Below are 22,992 nucleotides of genomic sequence, written 5' to 3'. Positions count from 1 at the left end.
TTAAGTACCCGATCTGATAAATAACCGGAGAAATTCCGCTTAATTCTTAATTATCATTAAAAAGGGCTCAAATAGACGGAGAAATTCCGCCTATTGACTCGAAAAACATGAAAATGGAAGATTTTTCTTTGCATAAGCGGAAAATCTCCCCTTATTTCCCCCAAAACAAGCCCCATTCTGCATATAACCGGAAAATCTCCGCTTACTTTCGCTGGTTACTCGATTAAGGAAAAGACGTTTTAGTTTAAAAAAACTGATTTTCGAATGATTACCCACTGCCTCGGGAATAATTTATTTATATTTAAAGAAGGTGGGATCCTTTTGATTTTAACAAATCCGATAAGCTCTTCAGAGGTAGGAACCCTTTGGCTTACATACCAAGAAAAAACTCTTATTATGAGAGTTTTAGAATATTTCATGAAAAAAGCGGATGACGAGGAAGCCAGGAATATTTTAGGGGGCTTATGGCAGGAGTTAAATTACTATGTTATAGAAATTGAGAAAATATTTATCCAGCAAGGGGTCGTTATTCCGATTGGTTTTAGGAAAGAAGATGTTAATTTAGAAGCGCCCAAATTATTTGACAATGGATTTGACGTGATGTTTTTACGAGTATTAAAAGAAGTAAGCATGGGTATGTACACCATTAACATGAATATGGCATATAACGATGATGTAATAAAGATTTATGAAGGACTTACCACTGTTACCCACAAAATTTATAAGTTAGCCACCCTATATTTACTGGAAAAAGGAATCTTGACCCTTCCACCAAAGGTGACAATGCCAAAAACAACAGAATTTATTAAGAGTAAGGATTATATGAACGGCTTTCACCCATTTAATTCTAAACGGGCATTAAACGACATTGAACTTGGTGTACTCCATCATGGAATAGAGACTAATAACATTGGGGTGCAGCTTATTACAGGATTTGCTCAATGCGCGCAGAGCAAAGAAGTTAGAAAATATTTTGAAAAAGGGAAAGAACTTGCAAAAAAACAAGTTAAAATATTCCAAGGAATTCTTTTGGAAAATGATATACCGTTTTCGGCCCATTCAGGGGGTACGGTAACAACGTCAACCATTGCCCCATTTTCAGACAAACTAATGATGCATTGTATCACCTTTCTAAATGGATTTTGCATCGTAGGAAATAGCTTTGGTACATTTTTTACATTAAGAAATGATATCTCCTTAAAATTAGCCCTCCTAGCCAAAGATATCTATTTTTATGGTCAAGAAGGGATTGAAATTATGATCAAGCATAGATGGTTTGAGGAACCACCTCAATCAGAAGACAGAAATCAAATCATAAATAACTCATGAAGTTTTGCCAATTCAAATAAAGAGCGTTGCAAATTCTTGCATCGCCCTTTTCACTTCTATACTAGTCTTTTCCTTGCTAGTAAATACCCAAAACCAATAACAAAGACTGTAATTGCTGTAGGAATCAATAACTGTAAATCACGAGTGAGAAATGATACAAATTCGGGTTCCTCGACAATCATTTCTCCTGCAGTCCAAGATAAGATTCCTGAACCTGCATAGGAGATAATCGGGTACTTCTCCATTGCTATTAAAATTAACTGGCTTCCAAAGACAACAATTGGAACACTTACAATCACACCGATCACAATACCGCCCAAATTCCCACCAACTGCCCCCGCAATAGCTAGGACATTATCAAGAGACATGACAGCATCTGCAATGATAATTGTTTTGACAGCGGAAAATAAACTTGACCCGCCCTCTTTCAGATGTTCCTCCTCCTCACCAATTAATAACTTAATGGCAATATACACGAGCAGAAGGCCGCCAATAAAGGTAACGAACGGTACGTCAAGCAGGTTAACAATGACTACTGCAAATAGTAACCGTAAAATAATCGCTCCAAAGGTTCCCCAAAAGATGGCTTTCTTTTGCTGTTTCTTTGGAACATTTCGTGACGCCATTGCAATCACAACTGCATTATCTCCACTTAATACAATATTGATTACTATAACTTTCAATAATACTGCAAATGACAAACCAAAAATCTCCAAAATATTCACCTCTGGACAAGTTTAACTTTGTCATTATATTCATTTGATATAAAGAATAGAACTCCTAATGTCGATAATAGAATATTTTATCTCTTATCTAATTGAGTATAGCTCTCCATCTTTGTAACTGTATAAGCGACATAGTAAAGAGTTAAAAAAATAATAAAATCATATAAAGTGGACCAATTTTTAGGGTTATAAAAGTCGATTGCATCAAAGAAATTCATTCCTCCAAAAGCACTAATTGCAGCGAATACGACTCCTTTTAACAAGGGATTCATTTTTGGCTTTATTTGTAGAGCAAGCATGATCCCAACTGGTGCTAAAGAGAAGTGATAAGGTAAAAACAGAAAGGGGGCTAGTGGAATGATTACCATTGGATAAGACCACAACCCTAGAGATAAGGCAGCAAGATCTATTGTAAGTGACAATATAATGGTCATTAAGCCTGCTAAAAGAAGGCGTCCTGTGCTATCTTTTTTCCTAAATATAATCCAAACAATCCATGGAATAATAAATAGGGCCACTCCAAACCACCATTGCCATGTTGAGAGAAAATCTTCTTTCAATGTTTTAGCAAATAAAGAACAAACCTCAGTGAGCTGGTTGTAAGCTTTTTCTGATTGAGCGAGCCCTTCCTCAAATGCCATTCATATTACATCTCCTTAAAACATAGTTATTACATTTTTTCTCTTAAACAATCTTTTATTCACTTAGCCTTTTAAAGAATTTTCATAACCTAAAATTAAAAAGTTCATTAAAAATAACTTATCAATTTCCATTTGTTCTCACCTCTTCCGTATTTTTTACTGACATAGAAATAGATATGCATTTCTTAGGACTTAAACCTTTTAAGGGAAATTGACAAAAATGAGCTAATAAAATGAGGATGGTACATTAGTATGGTTAGAGTTAACAGAAGTAGAAGGTGATTCAGGCTACAATTCACTCCTTGAAAGAATTGACACTGTTGTAATGGGAAAAGGAAATAATTTTCATTATCTTCCGGCAGACACTTATATTCGGCATAAGCGCCAAAACTCGTCAGAGATGCGGCAAAAAGCGGGAGGAACTCCGAGACCAAATATCTGCAACTGTCACGGTTGTCGCTTTTACTTTTACCAATATTCCATTATCTTTAGGAATCGGTTTTTCCACCTCACTTAGTTGAGGAACTTCGGGTGATAACCTATAACAAATTGGAGGAGAAAAAATGAAAACAATCGTGTACAGAAAGTACGGTACAAAAAAAGAATAGATAGGGATACATTTTGGGCAGTAAAAAAGGCATTATTTTAAATTTGTTGGACTAACCTTTATTGAAGTAGTGTTCATTGAGAAGTCCATTGTGGAGGGGATTTTCATGGAGATTGAAAAAATATATGGTGATCTACCAATCTTAGAAACTGAACGTCTTATCCTAAGAAAAGTTACTTTAGAAGATGTTGCAGATATGTATTTATACGGATCTAGTGAAAAGGTATCAAGGTATGTTACTTGGAATACTCACAACACATTATCAGATACTAAAGATTTTATTGAGTTTGTCTTGAACAAATATGAAAACAAACAGGTGGCACCGTGGGGTATCGAATATAGGGAAAATAGAAAATTAATCGGAACGATCGATTTTGTGTGGTGGCAAACACATCACAAAATTGCTGAAATCGGATATGTTCTTTCTCAAGACTATTGGGGAAAAGGCTTAACTACGGAAGCAGCAAAGGAAGTAGTAAAATTCGGTTTTGAAAAAATGGATTTAGTGCGTATTCAAGCCAGATGTTTTGTAGAAAACCTTGGTTCTCAAAGAGTAATGGAGAAAATGGGAATGAGCTTCGAGGGGATTCTAAGGAAAGGAATCTTCATAAAAGGGAAACATCGAGATTTAAAAATGTACTCTATATTAAAAGAAGAACTTCAATCAACTCCTTAAACAATCGTTTGATTAGTTTTTAAAGTGGTGCCTGACCCACTGGACTTGTACGATAGTAATTAAATTCAATTAACTCAAAATTTTTACATTGATTGTTCGGTCTCAGTAGGAAAAAGGAGAATAGGGCATTAAAATCTTTTTGGTACATACTTTACTCGTTCGGCAACTAAAGATTTTTATTCAGATGATTCAATCTAACAATTTTAATAGTGTGGAACACTTTAAGCAAGAACTAGAAAAGTATATAAAATACTATAATAACAAACGAATCAAGGCAAAATTAAAAGGCATGAGTCCAGTTCAATACCAGCTCATGCCCAACAAGCTGCTCAACGAAATATTGTGTCTAATTTAAGGAGATCACTTCAAAAGAAAGATCAAAGGCACAACTAGCTAAAAATCCACTAGTTGTGCCTTTTTGCGTGCAAGACTTCCGATTGCCCCCTGTAAGAACCGATTCCGTGTTTCATTTATGGTGTGACAGTAACCAATAAAGGTGCTGGCTCTCCTTCGCCCCCGGCAGTTTTTAAGGCTAAGTCCACCTGATCTAACCCATAATTATGGGAATTTAGTTTGCTGAGCGGAAACTTCCCTGCTGAGATGAGCTCAGTAGCCATTTGAACAGATTCATAGCTATGGCCTCTTACACCTTTCAGGGTCAGGGTTTTTTTGATAACTGTATCGATATCCACTTCCGGAATAGCTTGATATTTGTAGGCTCCAAGCAGTACAGTTCCACCTTTTTTTGCAATTTGAATAGAGTTTGTTATTGGAGCTGCCCCGCCGGATGTTACATCCAGCACAACATCTGCCATCTGGCCGTCCGTTATTTGTACAATACTAGAATATAAATCATCTGTAGTCGTATTAATAATGTAATCCATTCCTAATTCGCGGGCTAATGTTAAGCGGTGCAGGCTGGAGCTTCGCCCAATCATAATCACAGTTGCTCCTGCAGCCTTAGCCGCCAGCCCGCAGGCTAATCCCTGCTGCCCTGGTCCGTAAATGGCAACTACCTGACCTGTTCTCACTTTTCCCTCCATACTCATCCATTCAAATCCGTTAGCTAGCGGTAACGTCAGTGCTGCTTCTACAGCAGGTACATGGTCCGCCATTTTATGTAGCACGGAATTGGGATGGAGATACATATATTGGCAGAATCCTCCCCATAAAGAAGGCTTCTTCGAAACGGGAACAGTTCCATAGCGGATTCCTCCCGAACGCGGGTCGGTAAAGGTACATGAACGGTAGGAGCCAGTCCGGCAGGCTTTGCACTGACCGCATGGAATGTACTCCTCCATCGCAACGCGATCGCCCTCTTTTACTCCCCATTTCTTAGCAGCAAGTTCACCGATTTTTTCAATATAGCCCACAACATGATGACCTAAAATTTTAGGCTCCTGAAAGTGACTGTAATAAGAAACATCGGTTCCACAGATTCCCACAATTTCGATGCGGAGTATTCCTTCCTCAGCTGAGATATCCGGTATATCAAATTCATGAAGAGCTGTTTCCTTTTGACCTACTGCTACCGCTGCTAAAACTTTTTTAGCCATTTGTTTGCCTCCTTTTGTTATAATGTGTATTTTTCTAAAGTAGATTTGGCAAACAAATCTTCTATCTTTAATTGGTTCTTGATCATTCCCTGTTCATAGGAATAGGCTACAGCCGCTTCTAAGGTCTTGCGGTTATTTTCTAATCCGTATGGCCAGAAATCCTCTCCCATTAATTCTCTCGTATTCTCCCATTCGGAAGTGAACCATGGAAGTGTTACTTTTAATGCGGCCGTTTGCTTGAAACCCTCATATACCTTTTGTTTTGCCTGCTCAAAAGCCTTGTATAAATTTTGAGCAACCCATGGATGTTCTGCTAAAATTTCATCTTTTATCGCTACTACATGCATAATAGGAAAAATCCCGGTACGCTTGTAATATTCCTTTTCAACAGCTGGATAATCAGGAAAAAGACGCTGAACATTTGGCGACCCTTCAAGAAAACAAGACGGTGCACGTGGTGCGATAAAAGCATCTATTTCTCCAGATTCGAGCATTTGATTTAAAGTTTGGTTATCATCGATTTGCCTGATGTTAATATTCCAAGGTAGGTCAAGCTTAATCTTCTCGATTCGGCCTGCTGTTTCTTGTCCTCCAATATACCAATTCATGTCGGCTGGATGAACTCCGTAATCATGTTGGAGTATACCACGAATCCAAAGGCAGGCGGTTAACTGATATTCTGGAATCCCAACTCGTTTTCCTTTTAGATCTTCCGGTTTTTTTATACCAGAATTCTTATTGATATAAATGCCGGAATGGCGGAAGAATCGGGACATAAAAACGGGAATCGCCGTGAAATTAGGATAACCGCGATCCTTAGCAACTAAATAAGATGATAAGGATAATTCTGCTACATCAAATTCTTGGTGACGCATCATTCTCCAAAAGGTTTCCTCAACCGGCATATTCAGCCAATTAAGATCAATTCCTTCTACTTGAACGGAACCATTAGTTAGAGCATGGATCCGATCGTAATCCCAGCAGGCAAAGCTTAATGATAGTTTAGACATATAGCAACTTCCTCTCTCAATTACTTTATAAAAAATTATATCTTTCATAATGCCTTATGGATGCATGTGTTGGAAACAGGCTGTCCCTTTATACGGCACACTGTTTGCGGAATTATTTGAAAAAATAGTTATTTATCGTTAAAATAATAATAATAAAAATATTATGAAAATAAAAAGTGAGGGACGAAAAATGTTGTCTTCAGTACATAATGCAATCAGAATTTTACAGACGTTTTCGAAGACAGAGACGGAATTAGGAATAACTGAATTGAGTATTCGATTAGGGCTGGCAAAGAGTACAGTTTTCCGGCTTATGAAAACATTAAATGAATCAAATTTAGTCGAAAAAAATCAGGAAACCCAAAAATATCAATTAGGTATCGCTGCATTCGAGCTCGGCTTCACCGTCTATCATTCAATGGAACTACGCAGAGTTTCAGTCACTATCCTTGAAAAGCTAGCAAAGTCTATTAACCGCGTTGTACGGCTTGGTGTATATGATAATGGTGGAGTGGTATACCTTGTTAAGCGAAGTCCCGATGGGGATAATGGAACGAAATCGAAGATCGGTGACCGGATTCCTACACACTGCACTGCAATTGGTAAAATGCTGTTAGCTCACCAAAATGACAAAGAAGTTGAAAGGGTAATTGAAGATGGTTTGACTCAATATACAAATAAAACAATTGTTTCTGCAAACGAATTGAGAGAAAATTTAAACGAAATTAGAAAGAAAGATTTTGCTTTAACAATGGAAGAGTTGAGGAATGGAATCTCCTCTGTAGCAGTACCTGTAAAAAATGACTTAGGAAAAGTGGTAGGCGCGATAAGCATTACCGGTTCTAGATCATTTTTTTATTTAAATCAGATCGAGCAATACGTGCGTGAACTCAGACATTGCAGCAGCCTGATTACAGAACGAATGGGAATGGACTACTATTAATTAATAATAGAATGATAGAAATAATTACATACTTAATTTTCGAGAAATGATTAGTCTAACTAATCATTCTTTCTTTTTATATAGGGTTAATTGCAAGTTTTCATTTTTATTTTAGTAAAATGTGTAGGAGTAAATTGATGAAAAACGTTCATTATTAATATTTACAAGTTAACAATAGTGAAAATTTTTTTAGGCTCGTTCCATATACGAGAACATAGCAAATTACATGCTTATTTTTTTATGAGAATATATTTAATGTAATATTTAGAATATTATTTAAAAGATAACGTAGACATTCCGAATTTTTTTCATCCGGAGTGAAAGCGTTTCCTTGATGAGGAGGAGATAAGTGTTAGAAGGAATCGTTCAATAAAACTGTAAATATTATTTCTTGTACTAATAAAACAAATCTAGGGGGGCTAAATGATGAAAAAATCAGTAAATGGATTTTCACCAAAACTATTCGTCGTACCAATCTTGATACTAGCTTTGATACTTAGTGCTTGTGGAAAAACGGAGAATACTCAATCAAATGTAAAAGCTGGAGACGGTACAAGTAAAGATGGAAAAACGAGCATTAGCATGGCATTTCCTTCCTATAATGCTAGCTATCTGCCAGTATTCGTTGCTGAAAAGAATAAGCTGTTTGAGAAGAACAATCTTGAAGTTTCTATTACAAAGGTACAGGGCGGAGTCATTGCGCTTAGAGGACTTCAGACAAATGAGTTTCAGATTATTTCCAGTCTTCCAGAATCAGTCATAAATGGCATCGCATCTGGCGCGAATATCAAGGTAATTGGGACATTTGACGATCAATCCATGTATAGTATTTACGCAACATCAGATATCAAAAAACCGGAAGATCTTAAAGGACAAGCTGTGGCAACGAATCGGACAGGAAATGGCACAGACATTCAGCTCCGCTGGTGGTTACAGCACAATGGATTGGTGCCAGATAAGGATGTCCGTATTGTAGAAGCCGGTGAAAACTCAACTCGTCTTCAAGCATTAGTAACCGGTCAAGCGAAGTTAACCATTCTAAGTCAGCCAACAGATTTAAAAGCAGAAGCTGCCGGAATGCATAAATTATCTCTTATGAGGGATGACCTGAAAACGTATAATCACAACATGTTAATTGCCAATGGCGAGTTTTTAAAGAACAATCCGGAAGCAGCAAAAGGCTTTATGGCTGCTATTGCTGAAGCAACCGAGTATGCAAAAAAGCCAGAAAATAAAGAGGAAATGGTTCAAATCATAATGGAAAAATTAGAAATGAGTAAGGGAGACGCTGAAAAATCGGTTGATTTCGTGTTGCCTGCTTTAGCAGATAAAGGTAAAGCTAACATTGACGGGCTTGAATGGGCTGTTAAAACGGCGAAAGAAGCCGGGATGTTAACAGGTGATATAACAATCGAGCAATTATATGATGATTCTTATATTGGAGATTAAACAAGTACATTCTTAAGTAAAATCTATCTAAAGAGGTGATCGCCATGACTAAAACATTCGTAAAAACAAAGACCCCTATTTTAAAATTTGATAATCTGAACGTTATTTATAATGAAGGTCAGCCGAATCAAGTACATGCATTAAAAGATGTGTCCGGAGAAATACATGAGGGAGAATTTATTTCGATCATTGGACCGAGCGGATGTGGAAAAAGTACCCTTCTTCACACATTAGATGGGCTGCTTAAGCCTACCTCTGGTACTATTTTGATAAATGGATCAGAAGTTCATGGACCTGATGAAAATAGAGCAATGGTATTCCAGGATTTTGCCTTAATGCCATGGCAAACAGTCTATGATAATGTTGCTTTTGGATTACGGATGGCAGGAAAGAAAAACAAGGAGATTCGTGATAAAGTCTTGCATTATATCAAAATGGTTGGCTTGGAAGGTTTTGAACATAAATACCCTCATCAGCTATCCGGAGGAATGAAACAAAGGGTTGGAATCGCCCGTGGTTTTGCAGTAGAGCCAAAGGTTTTACTGATGGACGAGCCATTCTCTGCGATAGATGAACAAACACGGGAAATCATGCAGGAAGAAGTCTTGAAAATCATGTTAAATGAGAAGAAAACGGTCATTTTCATCACCCACTCGATTGATGAAGCGGTTTTTCTCTCCAGCAGAATTATCTTAATGTCCGTGCGGCCCGGACAAATAGTGGATGAAATTAAAATAGATATCCCTTATCCTAGAACGCTTGAAACGAAGGTGTTACCCGAATACCAGGAATATAAGCAGTCGATTTGGGATCATCTAAAAGGGGAAGTAAGAAGGCAATATAAGAAGGGGGAAGCATAAATGCAAGAAGTAGGAGTTACTAAAAGTCTCCCATCTACTTTGAAAAAGAGTACATGGAAGATACCTAAAGGTGTCCTCTATCCTTCTGTGACACTGCTCATTATTTTAATTATTTGGGAGTCATGCGGTCGCTTAAATCTCATAGATCCGTTTATGTTTAGCTGGCCAAGCAAAATTTTCACCGAAGCCATTGTCTTTTTCGTCTCTGCAGAGGTTTTTACACATCTTGCTGTCAGCGGGATGGAGGTTGGCATTGGATTTGCTATGGCGTTAATCGGGATTCCAATCGGATTAGCAATGGGATATTGGAAAAATCTTGAATTAGCTTTTGATCCCTTTGTAACAGCACTCTATACAACACCAATGATCGCATTGACACCATTATTTGTGTTATGGTTCGGTTTAGATACCCTTTCCAAGGTTATGATGGTGTTTGCCCTATCCATTTTCCCAATTTTGATTAACACAATGTCAGGTGTCAAAATGACGGACCCGTCTTTAATTAAGGCTGCCCGCTCCTATGGGGCAAGCAAAGGACAAATGTTTAAAGAGGTTATTTTGCCTTCAGCCTTCCCATTTATTATTACTGGAATCCGCTTAGCACTTGGGCGAGCATTAATTGCAGTAGTTGTTGCAGAAATGCTCGCAGGTAATAAGGGAATTGGGTATGCGATCAGGCATGCATCAGAGCTGTTCCAAACTGCCCAATATTTAGCCTATGTGGCAGTATTAATGGTAGTAGCTGTTTTACTAACAGAGCTTTTAAAGATATTTGAAAAGAAAATTGCTCCTTGGCGGAATTTATAGGGAGAAAAAATTATAGTTTGAGCTGTTTTAAGGTTAAAAACGGAAAAACTCACCGAAATCGGTGAGTTTTTCCCTTCCTTCTCCTTATTATTGGATGGAGTTAAGAGTTACTAAAGGATTATTTAGGTTTTATCTTTTGATTTTGATTTAATATAAATGATGTCCTGCTCTCCCGTAGATTCACCTTTTTTGACGAGTTTCTTCTATTTTAAAGAATGTAATCCCGAGGTTTTTTTTTGTGTGTTTGTTATATTATTTAAAATAGTGGAAAATTTTAAAAAAAGTGAAATCTGTTGCGTATATAGCAACAACATAGTTGTATGCGGAACAATTAGTCGATAAAATGATATTAGAAAATATTAAAGATTGCCATTTCAAAGGAGGGTTTTTTAACGATGCAAGTCGAAACGAAAACGGTAGTAGAACCTATTGTAAAACCATTTGATTGTTTAAATTATATTGACGGGAAATTTGTTGAATCTGTAGATGGAAAAACATTTAAAAACGTGAACCCTGTTACCGAAGAAGTTTACGGTACAGTTGCAGAAGGAAGCGCTGCAGATATTGATTTAGCTGTTAAAGCTGCTAAACGTGCTTTTGAAGAAGGACCTTGGGGAAAAATGAGTGTTCAAGCGCGTTCAAAAATTATCCGCAAAGTTGGGGATATTCTTGAAGCAAGACAAGAAGAAATCGCTCAATTAGAATCATTAGATACTGGTAAACATCTTAAATTCTCACGTCACGTTGATGCTCCTCGTGCAGCAGCAAACTTCCATTTCTTTGCTGACTATATGCTTTCCGTCGGGACAGAGGCATACCAGGATGAAGTTCATCATGCACTTAACTATGGTTACCGCCGCCCCATCGGAGTAGTTGGATTAATCCAGCCATGGAACCTTCCATTATTCTTATTAACTTGGAAATTAGCTCCAGCTTTAGCTGCAGGCTGTACAGTCGTTATTAAACCATCTGAATTAACTCCAATGACAGCAACAAAATTAATGGAAATTCTTAAAGAAGCTGGCGTGCCAGACGGAGTTGTAAACTTGGTTCACGGTTTTGGACCTGGCGCGGGCAGTGCAATCAACAAACACCCTGACATTGCAGGTATTGGCTTTATCGGACAAGTAAGTACAGGTGCTCGGATCATGGCGGAAGCTGCCCCAACATTGAAAAAACTCTCTTTCGAATTAGGAGGTAAAAACCCGAACATCATCTTTGCAGATGTGGATATTGATGAAGTAGTCGCAACAACTGTTAGATCAAGTTTCACAAACCAAGGGGAAGTTTGCGTTTGCGGTTCAAGAATTTATGTTGAACGCCCAATTTTTGACGAATTCGTAGAAAAATTTGCAGCAAAAACAAGAGAATTAAAAGTTGGCGATCCATTTGATCTGTCCAACGATCAAGGCGCATTAGTTGCTAAGGTACACTATGATAAAGTAATGAGTTACCTGAAAATTGCTGAAGAAGAAGGCGGTACTTTCGTTACAGGAGGTAAGCGTCCTGAAGGTTTGGATAAAGGATATTTCATCGAACCAACTATTATTACTGGTTTAGATGACAGCTCTCGATGTGTTCGTGAAGAAATCTTTGGACCAGTTGTTACCGTTATTCCATTCGACTCTGAAGAAGAAGTGATTGCGGCAGCAAACGATACTCGGATGGGCTTAAGTAACACAATCTGGACAAACGATATCCGTCGTGCCCACCGTGTAGCACAAAAAATTGAATCAGGTTTATCTTATATCAACTGCTGGTTTGTACGTGATTTAAGAACTCCATTCGGCGGAACGAAGGATAGTGGAATAGGTCGTGTTGGTGGAGTTCACAGCTGGGAATTCTACACTGAACTAACTAATATTTGTGTTAAACTATAATTCTTTTTAGGCTGTGTCAGATGTCATTGTTGATTTGAGCAGAATACGTGAGACTCTTTAAATAAATAGAAAGGATGTATTCAATTGACTAGTAAAATTGAAAAGTTTTCAGCTCAATTATTAGAAGCTGAAAGGAAACACGTTGGAATTGACCCTATAACAACAGTTGATCCAGAAATTACGGTTGATGAAGCCTACTATATTCAATTGGAAAATATCAAAAAGAAATTAAATGAAGGACAAAAAATTGTCGGCAAAAAAATCGGTCTAACCTCCGTTGCAGTTCAAAAAATGTTGGGAGTTGACGAGCCTGACTATGGACATCTATTAGATAGCATGGTGGTTGAAAATGGAGGTACGATTTTTTGCGAAAAAATGCTCCAGCCAAAAATTGAAGGTGAAATCGCCTTTGTTTTGAAAAAAGATTTAAAAGGTCCAAATGTTACTGCTCTTGATGTATTACAAGCAACAGATTATGTTGTTCCTGCCCTAGAAATTGTTGACAGTCGGGTGCAAGATTGGAAAATTAAACTGCAGGACACAGTTGCTGATAATGCTTCTTCTGGATTGTTTGTTTTAGGAGGCACGCCGACAAAAATTGAAGATATTAATCTTGAATTAATTGGTATGGTTTTATACCAAAATGGTGAAGTGGTGAATACCGGGGTAGGTGCAGCTGCACTTGGAAATCCTGCGACTTGTGTCGCATGGCTTGCCAACCGTTTAGCCGAATACGATATTACCCTAAAAGCCGGTGAAGTCATCCTGTCAGGGGCATTATCTGGCATGGTAGTTGCAAATCCTGGAGACAATTTTACAGCAAGGTTTGCTCATCTTGGACAAGTAAGTGTTAACTTTAAATAATAACTTAATAGACTAATTAAAGTGACGAAAGAGGAGAAAAAATGGCTAGTGAGATTATTAGGCAAATTGCTGATTACTTAATTGCTGCAGAAGTAGATAAACGTGAGGTTGTAAAGGTTACTTCAAAAATTAAACCAGATTTAACAGTCGAAGAGGCTTATGAAGCACAAGAATTACTTGTTCAGAAAAAATTGGATGAGGGCAAGAGAATTGTTGGGCCTAAAATGGGATTAACAAGTAAAGCAAAATGGGATCAAATGGGTGTTTCGGAACCAATTTACGGATATGTGTTCGATTATATGCTGATTGATAACGGAGGTGCACTTCCTTATTCTGAACTAATTCACCCAAAAGTAGAAGCAGAAATTGCTTTCGTAATCGGCGAGGATATTGAAGGACCTGGGATTACAAGCGCTCAGGTACTGGCAAAAACAGAGTATGTTTTACCTGCACTTGAAATTATCGACAGCCGCTATGAAAATTTTAACTTTACACATACAGATGTTATTGCCGATAATACGTCTGCTTCCAGAGTAGTATTTGGAAATACGCTTAAAAAACCTAGTGAGTTTGACTTGGAATTAGTAGGCTCAACATTATCGATTAATGGAAAAATTAGAGAACTAGGTACGGGTGCAGCCGTTTTAGGACATCCTGCCAATGCAATTGCTGTATTAGCCAATATGCTTGCAAGAAAAGGTGAAAAAATTTTGAAAGGTGACATCATTTTATCCGGAGCGATAACAAGTGCAGTACTGTTAAACGTAGGGGATTTTGTTTCTGCTAAATTTGATGGTCTCGGGGAAGTTACTTTCACTGTTACAGAATAATTTAATATATCTTAATTTCATACTTGAAAGTATAATAAAAAAACAGATGTTTCAAGAAGAACGATTCTTCAAACATCTGTTTTTTTGTAATTTTGATAGATTCTATTACTATTCATATACTTGGAAACATACTACTTTAAACTTGAAACCTTGTTTTTCGAAAACGTAATAAGGGGATTCCAGCTTCCCGATGATTGTCCGTCTGCATAATAAACTGGAGTACAATCTATGTCGATGACTCCCAAAAGCATCGCTACATGTCGGCCGCCTGATTCTACTTTAGCTATACTTGAAAATTGTGGCAGCATTTGATAGGCAGCATTATAATTTTTATTCATAATTAAATCTAAAAACTCTTTATTAAGGGCATGTTCAGAAAGAGTTGGCATATTGTGTCTTCCACGTACTAAGTTATGGGATAAAGCACCGCTTGAAACGAAAACAACCTTCTCCTTCGTATCTTCTAAAACCTTAGCGATGACTTGGCCCCATTTATAGGTTTCTTCGATATTAGCAGCTAGCGTAACAGATAGGTTGATAACAGGTATATCTTCTTTTGGGACGAGATACCGTAAAGGTACAACCGTACCATAATCCCACTCGAAATGCCCCCCGTATACCCCTTCGACTGGAATATTGGCCGCTTTTCCGGCTTCTACTAATTTTTTTCCCAAGTTTTCGTCACCAGAGTAATTATATGGAACGTCTGTAATCATATCTGGAGCTTCCTGTGCAGTCAGCAGCCCTTTATGAACTGGATTACAGTCAACATAATGTGCAAAAGTAGATGGCCAGTGACAAGAAACTAAAACAATCACATCCGGTTTGATTTGGGCAATTTCCTTTGCAACTTCTTTCAAACCTGCAACTATGTTTTGCTGAAAATCCGGTGCTTTATCCTCGTGGCAAAGACTTGGAGCGTGTGGTACAAGCATGCTTAACTCAATTGACATGAATAATTCCTCCTAGATTATTTTTTGTATATAGTTTGAATTATTTTTATATTAAAAAAATTTAACCACTATGTTAATAGTGGCGTATTCCTTTTTCTCCTACAAGGATGTTATTCTTCTATATGGAACAAAATGGAGATTTTCGTAAGTTTATTTAATTCGCATAGTCTAGTAAAGAATAAAGCCCCTTTATCACTCATTTTTGTTGGAGGCCTTACTGCAGTTTTATTTTCTTTATGCCAGTCCAATACATCAACAGGAATGAAATGTGTGTGAAAGTCATACATGGATGTTCACCTCTTACCAGACCTGGGCAACTTGGGAAATTTCTGTTGCCTCCCAAACTGGCAGCACTATAAATCCATCTTGTTCTGCTAACTCCCAATTTTCATCTCCGATCCTAAGGCCAATAACAACGTCTATTCCATGATCTCTTAGAAAAAAAGCACGTTCTTGTCCTCCGTTTTCTTGATATCCAAGAATGGCAACAGTTTTGCCTCTGTAACACTTTAGAATCATTTGTTTAAGTTCATGGTCAGTCATAATATTCCCTCTTTTAAAAAATTTAGATTTTTATGCTATTATAAATATTAAGCTATTAATTCAATTTAATTATTTTAATTAAAAGGTTTAAAAAAGTTGATAGGAGAATAATGTTTTAAAAGTTTATTTGTGGTTCTTTTCAAGCTTCAAAAAGCCCCTTTGCAAAAAGGAGCTTTATGAAGTTTTGTTTTAAATTTTACATCCACGGTGAGACGGTAACTAATAACCGGGATGAGTCAATCTCTCCTGCAGCTGTTCTTAAAGCCAGGTCGGTCTCACTTAATTTATAATTATGTGAATTCATGATACCGAGTGGAAATTTACCGGAAGATATAAGCTCTACAGCCATTTGTACCGATTTATAACTATGTCCGCGAACTCCTTTAATTGTTAACGATTTGTTATAGATGATATCAAGATCAAAATCATTGAAGCGTTGGTGTTTTAATGCTCCTAATAACACAGTACCTCTTGTTTTTACCACTTCTAATGATGAGATGACAGGGTCCGTTCCTCCACTCGTTACATCAATAACCAAATCAGCCATTTTTCCATTCGTTATTTCAGAAACCTTTTCGATCAAATCCTCTGAACTTACATTAACCGTATAATCAGCACCAAGTTCCAGAGCCAGCTTCAGACGTTCAGCACTACTATTTCGTCCAGTCATAATTACCGTTTCAGCTCCGGCTGCTTTTGCAGCTAAAGCACATGCCAGTCCTTGCTGGCCTGGACCTTGAATAACTACAACATCCCCGGGGCCGACTTGCCCGATGATTCGCATCCATTCAAATCCGTTAGATAATGGTAATGTCAATGCTGCCTCATCAGCTGGAACATGAGCTGGAATTTTGTGGATTACAGCATTGGGATGCAGGTATAAATATTGACTGAAACCTCCGTAAAGCGATGGTTCAATAGCCATTGGTGTAGCTCCATATCTTATTCCATTCGCTTTTGGATTCGTGCTTACACATAAACGATATAAACCGGTTCGACAAAATTCACATTGACCGCAAGGAATATACTCTTCCATGACAATCCGGTCGCCTTCTTTAACTCCCCAGCGCTTCGAAGCTAATTCACCAATTTTGTAAATATGACCTACTACATGGTGCCCTAAAATCATAGGTTCTTTTAAATTATTATAATAAGAAACATCCGTACCACAGACCCCTACAATTTCTACTTTTAAAATACCTGTATCTTTATCTATATCTGGTAATTGAACTTCTTTAATCTCTGTATGTTTGGTACTCGTTGCTACTGCAGATAATGCTGTTTCTCCCATGAATACCCTCCTCTAAGAATCCTTATTTAGGTCCCTTACCCCGTTTTATTTTCAATATTAAATATGTTTTTATTACCCCTGTTTAAAACCATGAAAACTATTGTAGGATTAAGATATTGTCCAAATAAATTCAAATTCCAGTAATCTATTATACAGCCTCAAAATCCTTTTCTCTTAGTTCCAAAGCTTCCTTTGCTCCTTCCTGGAATGGAACACCTTTTGGAAGTAAAACAGATGCAGAACGGATTCTATGTGTACTCGGATCAAGAGCTGGCAGCTTTTCTCCATTTTCTAAAGCCTTGACGGCTTTTAACAAACATTGGCGTGCCTTTATAATCGCTGTATCACTCGTTCCCAACTTTTCTTGGGATCGATCAACAACCGGACCCGCACTTACTTGAACGGCATGGTCTTCCATTCCTACCCCAAATATTCCCGCAAAAGATTCTCCTCGTTTTTGCATTTCTCGGTCAATCAGATAATTATTGTCTTTATTCGCTACCGGCCGGAATGTACCAGGGATCAATAACGGGTGAATTCCTGCTCCAGACTTCATCTGCTCAATTTCTTCCTCCGTAAGTTCACGGCCCGGCGTCCAGCTCCAGCTCCAAACCCAGCAATTTTCATCATCCATTGGCACCCATGCATGACCTCCACGCGGTGCTCCTCCAAATGGTGGAATCATCGTAAAGAAAGGCATTAGAAATTGGGTAATCCTCCAATAGAAGTTGTCCTCATCAGCCTTTCTTCTTGCACCGATTAATAATCCATATTCGGCTTCGGCAACTTCAAAGCGGGGCGATGTATCCTTCGTTAATAAGGTAGGACTGTTACTATTTTTCGAAACTCCCAAGCCTCCAACAGAACCGGAATGAAGAATAGATACATGACTGGAATCAATTCCGCCCTCTAATGCTTGGAAATAATTGCATTCTTCTATTTTCTTAGAAATATATCTCTGCTTATCAGAAACGAGCATCCATTCTTGTTCTGGTAATGGGGGCATCGATTCAGGATCTCCCATATAGGTCCAAATCACTCCCCCGCGTTCTTCACAAGGATATGACTTTATTGTTATTTTATCCTTAAACTTACTTTCCGGCGGTTCGGAAGGTAAGTCTACACATTTTCCGTTTGTGTCGAATTTCCAGCCATGATAGGCGCATCTTAGCCCACATTCCTCATTTCGGCCATAGAATAAAGATACTTTACGGTGTGGACAATATTCATCCACCATCCCCAGCTTTCCGTTTGTATCGCGAAATGCGATTAGTTCTTCCCCTAAAAGCTTTACTCTCACAGGTGGACAATCAGGATGTGGAAGTTCCTCCGTCATTAGTGCCGGAATCCAATAACTTCTTAGTACCTTTCCCATTTTTGTTTCAGGACCAGTTCTTGTTAATAGCTCATTATCTTTGCGAGATAGCATTTTTCATTTCCCCTTTTATTTATTTTCTAGTTTTATTTTCTTACAAAAAAATAGCGTTTTCAAATTGATTCTTTTTATTCTAAATATAGAAAACATTAATAGCTTGTTAATAAGAGCAACTGTATTTCGGTATTAATAGCCAAATCGCCTTAGAGTGATGCAACCTTGTTACAGGTCTTTTAAGAGATCAAATTCTATTTTTTCCTATTCGTAATTTTCAGAAATTAAAACAGACAGTTTAATATTTCTCGTTTATATCACTAATAAGGAAAGTAGCTTTTTAATACTCCTGCCCCTGCCTAGCAATTCAGATCAACTGTTGCTTTTCGATCAATGTATCTTCATCAGTAATTTGCTTATGGACAGCTGCCTTTTTCTCTAATTTAATAAATAAGAATACTAGTCCTCCTATGAATGGTGCAACAGCCATTGCAGCGAAACAATAAAAGTAACTGCCTGTCTTATCAATGACGGCACCTACAGCCAATGGCGAGATCATCGCACCTAGTTGCCAAATCATATTAACTAAACCGGATGCCGTTCCCAATAGTCTTTTTTCTACCGATTGGCCAATTACCGTATTCAAAACAGGGTAAAATGCATAACCTAAAATACCCATCAATGGAATTAACAAATAGACTAATGGAAGATTTTTGTTTAGTCCGAACAAGATTAACACTGGACCTAATAAAACCAAAATCCAAATCGTAAGAGCTTTTCGATTAACGTAATCTGATAAAATCCCTGTAATTGGTTTACCCAACAATGCTGCAAATCCAAAGATCGACATGAGAAAACCAGCTTGGACTAAACTAAGATGCAACGATTTATTTAAATACGAATTAGTCCACGTTGCAATTGCCGTTGTAGCCCATTGCCCGCCAAAACCTGCAATCCCTACTAACATTAGATTCTTATTTTTAAGCAGTGACAGCATATCACTGCCAGAAACTTTATTAATTTGACCTTCTTTTTTCTTTTGAGAAACCGGAGTGAATTCTTTAAGAACAAAGAATCCGATCACTAACGCGATTAACGGAAGAATACCCCCAATGTAAAACGCATATCTCCAACCAAGACCATTAGCAACGGTAGGGACATAAAGGTTTACCAAGGAAACGGCTAATGAAGTAGATGTCATAAAAAGTCCATTCGCCAGTCCGCGCTTATTTTCAGGAAACCAATCATTAATTAACACAATACCTGCTGAAAAAATAGCCCCTGCACCCATTCCGGTTAATACCCTTGTGACCATTCCCAATTCAAAATTTGGTGCAATTCCAGTAAGTAAAGTAAATATACCCAGCATTGAAAAACATGAAAGGAAGACCTTACGATAACCATATTTATCAACAAGAAAACCGCCAGGAATCTGTGTAATAACATAGCCAATGTAAAAAGCTGTCATATAGCTTCCAGCTTGAGCAGCGTTAATACCCAAGTCTTTTGAAGCCACAGGAATAATTGGAGACCAGGACATTCTACTTACATATGAAAGTAAATAGGCTAACCAAGCAATGGATAAGGCTACAAAAGCCAATTTCAACTTATTGTTCATTTTTTCTTATTCCCCCTATAAATTTTTTTAAGAATCGAATAACTTCTTAGTACCTTTCCAATTGGTGTTTCAGGGACAGTTCTCGTAAGTACAAAATTATCTTTCTTAGATAGTATTTTTTATTCCCCCTTTGTTTTTTAAACTTTTCAAGTTGTATTTTCTTACAGAAATAAAGCGTTTTCAAATTGATTCTTTTTATCAGGTATATTAAAAAGTTTAATACCTTATTAATAGTGTTAATATATTAATATATTTTATAGGATCATTACGGAAAATACATCTGCAAATATAAGGATAACGAGGAAGTTACAAATAAAAGTAACAAAGCAAATATTAAATTATGTTTAACAACATTCATTGGGCTTTCATTAATTGTTACGGCTATGATGTTTGCATTCATTGTGAATGGACTTGACGCTGATCCTGCTAAAGCACCACCAAGAATTGCTAACGCTAACCATTCGGGAGATACATTCATAACATGTAAATTTAGTGTCTCGGTTATTAAATAAACAACTAATTGAGGAATGATCCCCATCCACGTTAAAATGAAAACAATTAAACTAATAAACAATAAAAAAAATGGTCCTATTGATAAACTTATTAACCTCACACCATGATTTATCGATTGACTAACATAAGAATGATCAATAATATTGATTAATATAGAAATGGCGATAAAAATGGCTACCTGAGGGTAAACCCGCGGAACATGATCAAGCATTCGAACTTTAAGTTCTTTAAAATATTGTTTTCCTTTTTTTAATGTCAATGACCAAATAAAGGAGTATGGAATAATGGTCATAATCACCGCATCGAGGATGGAATAAGCCATCCAATGACTTAGAAACATAATTAATCCAATAAAAATGGAAAAACTGAAAAGAAAGTAAAGTAAATTTATTTTTTCTTTCTTTGTAATGAAAAGATTTCGATCGGACTCATCAACGATAAATTGTTTATGAGCCTCCCCTTTTAATCGGAAATAACAGGTTGAAATATCAACAAACATAAATAGAACGGCTAAGACAAAAGTAATTGGCAAAATAACTGAAGCCTTTGCTCCTGTTCCCGATATTGCAATTGCAGGCGCCGCCGCAATTGGGGTCCAAAATAAGGTCATAATAAATGGCCTGACAAACGTAATAGATTGAAATTTATTTGCAAATGAAGGAGAGAGTCTTTGTAAAAAATTAGATAATGTTGTCTGAATAGTAGGGATAGCCGACGCAGACATAACGGAACATACAATAAAAGTAACGACAGAAAATGTTGCATACATCCCTTTAAATGAAGTTACTTTTGTTTTGCAAAGATTATAAATATTTTGTGGATATCCACCCAATAGAACAGGGATGGCAAACAGCGGAGCATACGCTAAGAGAACCAGGATATTTGTCATCCCCGAAAAATAAGTAATTGCCTTCCATGAAAACATGTGATTTAAATACATTAAACTTAAAGAAAAAGAAACTGCAATAACGATGATTAATTGATAAAAAAATTGGAGGCCTGGTAATGAAATTAATAAAGCAAAAAAACTGCAAATGCTTAAAATAAATCCAGATTGATGAAAAGGCAAAAATAGATGAACAATATAAACTAAAAATAGTAGATTAAAAATAATCGACCTTGCTAGTCTTAATAATTTTGCGCGATTCTTCCTTTCTTCGTATTCCTTTCCCGCCAAAACAATAACCCCCTTATCGCAATGAATGATCTATTTTGCATATTTAATAATCATTCTCAATTATCACTAGTGTATTGATAAATTTTTCCTTTATCAAATTGAAATTATTGATAATCGTCATTTAACTTTTCTATACAAACAAATATTTCAAAAACTTTGATCTTCTGGTTTTACATAAACGAAAAATAGCCCCCATCTATATACAGATGAAGACTATCTGACGTTAACTTTATTTTTTAATGTTGCATAAAAATATTTTTAGAAGTTTTTATAATCGTATCCTTTATTTTTTGAGGGATTTTAGAATGTATAAACAAGTAAATAGAGGTCGATGGCAGGGATTTTTTAAGAGGAATTTTTTTAAGAGTTCCGTTCTTTAGTTCTTCCTTTACAATCGTTTCTTGGAGAAAAGCAATCCCTAATCCCTTACGAACCATCATTTTCAACCATCCTATATTACTTATTTCCACGTCTTTATATTCCCTTAAATGATTTTTCTCTAAAAACTCACTAATAAATTTTGTCGTAATAAACTCGCGATTGTATACAATAATTCGTTCTTTCTCCAAATCCGCTGGGACAACCTTATCTAAATTTGTTAGCCGATGTTCCGGTGCACACACCAGAATATTTTTCTCATTTGAAATCTTAATGAACGAAAGATCCTGATGTTTTTCTTTCGGATTTAAGTAAGCAAATCCTATATCAATTTTCCCAGTTTCAATATCCTCTGTGATTTGCTCGGTAGATCTAATGTCGATGGGGAAATCAATACCAGGAAAGGATTCATATAACATTTTTAATATTTCCGGCAGGATCTCTACTCCCATATGATGGGTACAAAAAATTTTTATTTGCTTAGGTGTATCCATCTTTTCCTCTAGACTGGCTTCCCCCTTTTTAATAAGTTGAAAAGCCTCATAGAAAAACGGATAAACAATTTTACCAGAAGATGTTAATTCTGTTTTTTTTCCATTTTCTCTTACAAATAATGTAGTATTTAAGTCTTTTTCGATTTGTTGAATTCGAACGCTAATAGTAGGCTGGCTAATATAAAGTGCATTGGCGGCAGCAGAAAAACTGCCCTTTTCTACTACCTGAAGAAAAGCTTCAATATTCTTTAATTCCATCTCCTTTTTCCCCCTCTATATTTTTCAGTTTATATTATTTCAGACTGTAGTCATTTAATGTAATTAATTACAAACTGATTAAAATTAATCGCGGCGGTTGATAGAAAATGACCATTTCCCCTTATCATTAATTTCAATAAATGAATTTATATTAAATTATTATACTTTTATTTTTATTATATTAATAGAATTAAAATTTAATCAATTATAAATAATTTAAT

Annotated in this window: 20 protein-coding genes and 1 pseudogene; 10 read left to right on the top strand and 11 right to left on the bottom strand. The window is 36.7% G+C overall.

All coding sequences use genetic code 11. The annotated features are described in order from the left end of the window. The first annotated feature begins 321 nt into the window (after positions 1-321). A complete protein-coding gene (locus tag AC4QJR_RS03870; protein WP_496525356.1) occupies positions 322-1,329 on the top strand; it encodes a DUF3231 family protein in 1,008 nt (335 codons plus the stop codon). A gap of 56 nt (positions 1,330-1,385) precedes the next feature. Here the strand turns inward: AC4QJR_RS03870 and AC4QJR_RS03865 are convergent, their stop codons facing one another. After that, the gene (locus AC4QJR_RS03865) at positions 1,386-2,030 is read right to left on the bottom strand and encodes a TerC family protein (RefSeq protein ID WP_496525355.1); all 645 of its coding nucleotides are present in this window, start codon (positions 2,028-2,030) and stop codon (positions 1,386-1,388) included. Positions 2,031-2,131: 101 nt separating this feature from the next. Continuing rightward, the gene (locus AC4QJR_RS03860; RefSeq protein ID WP_496525354.1) at positions 2,132-2,695 is read right to left on the bottom strand and encodes a CBO0543 family protein; all 564 of its coding nucleotides are present in this window, start codon (positions 2,693-2,695) and stop codon (positions 2,132-2,134) included. Positions 2,696-3,408: 713 nt separating this feature from the next. Here AC4QJR_RS03860 and AC4QJR_RS03855 point away from each other — a divergent pair. Together AC4QJR_RS03855 and AC4QJR_RS03850 are read left to right on the top strand one after the other, a co-directional pair. Further along, a complete protein-coding gene (locus AC4QJR_RS03855; RefSeq protein WP_496525353.1) occupies positions 3,409-3,978 on the top strand; it encodes a GNAT family N-acetyltransferase in 570 nt (189 codons plus the stop codon). A 202-nt stretch (positions 3,979-4,180) separates the two neighbouring features. Then, positions 4,181-4,333, top strand: a pseudogene (locus AC4QJR_RS03850) (IS3 family transposase); the annotation flags it as partial. Between the two features lie 115 nt (positions 4,334-4,448). Here the strand turns inward: AC4QJR_RS03850 and AC4QJR_RS03845 are convergent. Both AC4QJR_RS03845 and AC4QJR_RS03840 read right to left on the bottom strand, forming a co-directional pair. Continuing rightward, on the bottom strand, positions 4,449-5,534 hold the full coding sequence (locus AC4QJR_RS03845) for a zinc-dependent alcohol dehydrogenase (RefSeq protein ID WP_496525352.1): 1,086 nt from the start codon (positions 5,532-5,534) through the stop codon (positions 4,449-4,451). 17 nt (positions 5,535-5,551) lie between these two features. Next, on the bottom strand, positions 5,552-6,544 hold the full coding sequence (locus AC4QJR_RS03840) for an ABC transporter substrate-binding protein (RefSeq protein ID WP_496525351.1): 993 nt from the start codon (positions 6,542-6,544) through the stop codon (positions 5,552-5,554). A 190-nt stretch (positions 6,545-6,734) separates the two neighbouring features. On the opposite strand from AC4QJR_RS03840, the gene AC4QJR_RS03835 reads away from it, so the two are divergent. The 7 genes from AC4QJR_RS03835 to AC4QJR_RS03805 all read left to right on the top strand — a co-directional run bounded on the left by AC4QJR_RS03835 (position 6,735) and on the right by AC4QJR_RS03805 (position 14,177). Beyond that, positions 6,735-7,487, top strand: a complete 753-nt coding sequence (locus AC4QJR_RS03835; protein WP_496525350.1) for an IclR family transcriptional regulator — start codon at positions 6,735-6,737, stop codon at positions 7,485-7,487. 423 nt (positions 7,488-7,910) lie between these two features. Next, positions 7,911-8,936: an ABC transporter substrate-binding protein gene (locus AC4QJR_RS03830; RefSeq protein ID WP_496525349.1), complete on the top strand. Its 1,026-nt coding sequence runs from the start codon at positions 7,911-7,913 to the stop codon at positions 8,934-8,936. A gap of 44 nt (positions 8,937-8,980) precedes the next feature. Beyond that, on the top strand, positions 8,981-9,796 hold the full coding sequence (locus AC4QJR_RS03825) for an ABC transporter ATP-binding protein (protein ID WP_098575956.1): 816 nt from the start codon (positions 8,981-8,983) through the stop codon (positions 9,794-9,796). Continuing rightward, complete coding sequence (locus tag AC4QJR_RS03820; protein WP_496525348.1) at positions 9,797-10,603, top strand: ABC transporter permease; 807 nt, start codon at positions 9,797-9,799, stop codon at positions 10,601-10,603. Positions 10,604-10,998: 395 nt separating this feature from the next. Beyond that, positions 10,999-12,483 (top strand): aldehyde dehydrogenase, encoded by a 1,485-nt coding sequence (locus tag AC4QJR_RS03815; RefSeq protein ID WP_098575958.1) that lies wholly within the window; start codon positions 10,999-11,001, stop codon positions 12,481-12,483. An 84-nt stretch (positions 12,484-12,567) separates the two neighbouring features. Next, positions 12,568-13,347, top strand: coding sequence for a 2-keto-4-pentenoate hydratase (locus tag AC4QJR_RS03810; protein ID WP_496525347.1), 780 nt, complete (start codon positions 12,568-12,570; stop codon positions 13,345-13,347). Between the two features lie 41 nt (positions 13,348-13,388). Then, on the top strand, positions 13,389-14,177 hold the full coding sequence (locus AC4QJR_RS03805) for a 2-keto-4-pentenoate hydratase (RefSeq protein ID WP_496525346.1): 789 nt from the start codon (positions 13,389-13,391) through the stop codon (positions 14,175-14,177). Positions 14,178-14,308: 131 nt separating this feature from the next. Here AC4QJR_RS03805 and AC4QJR_RS03800 read toward each other — a convergent pair whose 3' ends face one another. The 7 genes from AC4QJR_RS03800 to AC4QJR_RS03770 form a co-directional block, all read right to left on the bottom strand. Next, positions 14,309-15,130: a DODA-type extradiol aromatic ring-opening family dioxygenase gene (locus AC4QJR_RS03800; protein WP_496525345.1), complete on the bottom strand. Its 822-nt coding sequence runs from the start codon at positions 15,128-15,130 to the stop codon at positions 14,309-14,311. 300 nt (positions 15,131-15,430) lie between these two features. Next, positions 15,431-15,673, bottom strand: coding sequence for a Rossmann-fold NAD(P)-binding domain-containing protein (locus tag AC4QJR_RS03795; RefSeq protein WP_496525344.1), 243 nt, complete (start codon positions 15,671-15,673; stop codon positions 15,431-15,433). Between the two features lie 196 nt (positions 15,674-15,869). Next, positions 15,870-16,964 carry a zinc-dependent alcohol dehydrogenase gene (locus tag AC4QJR_RS03790; RefSeq protein WP_496525343.1) on the bottom strand — a complete coding sequence of 365 codons (1,095 nt, stop codon included), beginning with the start codon at positions 16,962-16,964 and terminating at the stop codon, positions 15,870-15,872. 148 nt (positions 16,965-17,112) lie between these two features. Further along, a complete protein-coding gene (locus AC4QJR_RS03785; RefSeq protein WP_496525342.1) occupies positions 17,113-18,393 on the bottom strand; it encodes a Rieske 2Fe-2S domain-containing protein in 1,281 nt (426 codons plus the stop codon). 307 nt (positions 18,394-18,700) lie between these two features. Beyond that, positions 18,701-19,951, bottom strand: coding sequence for an MFS transporter (locus tag AC4QJR_RS03780; RefSeq protein ID WP_496525341.1), 1,251 nt, complete (start codon positions 19,949-19,951; stop codon positions 18,701-18,703). A 265-nt stretch (positions 19,952-20,216) separates the two neighbouring features. Further along, positions 20,217-21,641, bottom strand: a complete 1,425-nt coding sequence (locus AC4QJR_RS03775; RefSeq protein WP_496525340.1) for a hypothetical protein — start codon at positions 21,639-21,641, stop codon at positions 20,217-20,219. A gap of 236 nt (positions 21,642-21,877) precedes the next feature. Further along, on the bottom strand, positions 21,878-22,771 hold the full coding sequence (locus tag AC4QJR_RS03770) for a LysR family transcriptional regulator (RefSeq protein WP_496525339.1): 894 nt from the start codon (positions 22,769-22,771) through the stop codon (positions 21,878-21,880). Positions 22,772-22,992: the final 221 nt, after the last annotated feature.

The sequence above is a fragment of the Neobacillus sp. BP17 genome (genome assembly GCF_059579525.1).
This window is presented reverse-complemented; position numbering and strand designations above follow the sequence as displayed.

Excerpts from the sequence above, each read along its gene's own strand:
- AC4QJR_RS03860 (WP_496525354.1), bottom strand. The coding sequence starts at position 2,695 with ATGGCATTTGAGGAAGGGCTCGCTCAATCAGAAAAAGCTTACAACCAG.
- AC4QJR_RS03855 (WP_496525353.1), top strand. The coding sequence starts at position 3,409 with ATGGAGATTGAAAAAATATATGGTGATCTACCAATCTTAGAAACTGAA.
- AC4QJR_RS03845 (WP_496525352.1), bottom strand. The coding sequence starts at position 5,534 with ATGGCTAAAAAAGTTTTAGCAGCGGTAGCAGTAGGTCAAAAGGAAACA.
- AC4QJR_RS03840 (WP_496525351.1), bottom strand. The coding sequence starts at position 6,544 with ATGTCTAAACTATCATTAAGCTTTGCCTGCTGGGATTACGATCGGATC.
- AC4QJR_RS03835 (WP_496525350.1), top strand. The coding sequence starts at position 6,735 with ATGTTGTCTTCAGTACATAATGCAATCAGAATTTTACAGACGTTTTCG.
- AC4QJR_RS03830 (WP_496525349.1), top strand. The coding sequence starts at position 7,911 with ATGATGAAAAAATCAGTAAATGGATTTTCACCAAAACTATTCGTCGTA.
- AC4QJR_RS03825 (WP_098575956.1), top strand. The coding sequence starts at position 8,981 with ATGACTAAAACATTCGTAAAAACAAAGACCCCTATTTTAAAATTTGAT.
- AC4QJR_RS03820 (WP_496525348.1), top strand. The coding sequence starts at position 9,797 with ATGCAAGAAGTAGGAGTTACTAAAAGTCTCCCATCTACTTTGAAAAAG.
- AC4QJR_RS03815 (WP_098575958.1), top strand. The coding sequence starts at position 10,999 with ATGCAAGTCGAAACGAAAACGGTAGTAGAACCTATTGTAAAACCATTT.
- AC4QJR_RS03805 (WP_496525346.1), top strand. The coding sequence starts at position 13,389 with ATGGCTAGTGAGATTATTAGGCAAATTGCTGATTACTTAATTGCTGCA.
- AC4QJR_RS03800 (WP_496525345.1), bottom strand. The coding sequence starts at position 15,130 with ATGTCAATTGAGTTAAGCATGCTTGTACCACACGCTCCAAGTCTTTGC.
- AC4QJR_RS03795 (WP_496525344.1), bottom strand. The coding sequence starts at position 15,673 with ATGACTGACCATGAACTTAAACAAATGATTCTAAAGTGTTACAGAGGC.
- AC4QJR_RS03790 (WP_496525343.1), bottom strand. The coding sequence starts at position 16,964 with ATGGGAGAAACAGCATTATCTGCAGTAGCAACGAGTACCAAACATACA.
- AC4QJR_RS03785 (WP_496525342.1), bottom strand. The coding sequence starts at position 18,393 with ATGCTATCTCGCAAAGATAATGAGCTATTAACAAGAACTGGTCCTGAA.
- AC4QJR_RS03780 (WP_496525341.1), bottom strand. The coding sequence starts at position 19,951 with ATGAACAATAAGTTGAAATTGGCTTTTGTAGCCTTATCCATTGCTTGG.
- AC4QJR_RS03770 (WP_496525339.1), bottom strand. The coding sequence starts at position 22,771 with ATGGAATTAAAGAATATTGAAGCTTTTCTTCAGGTAGTAGAAAAGGGC.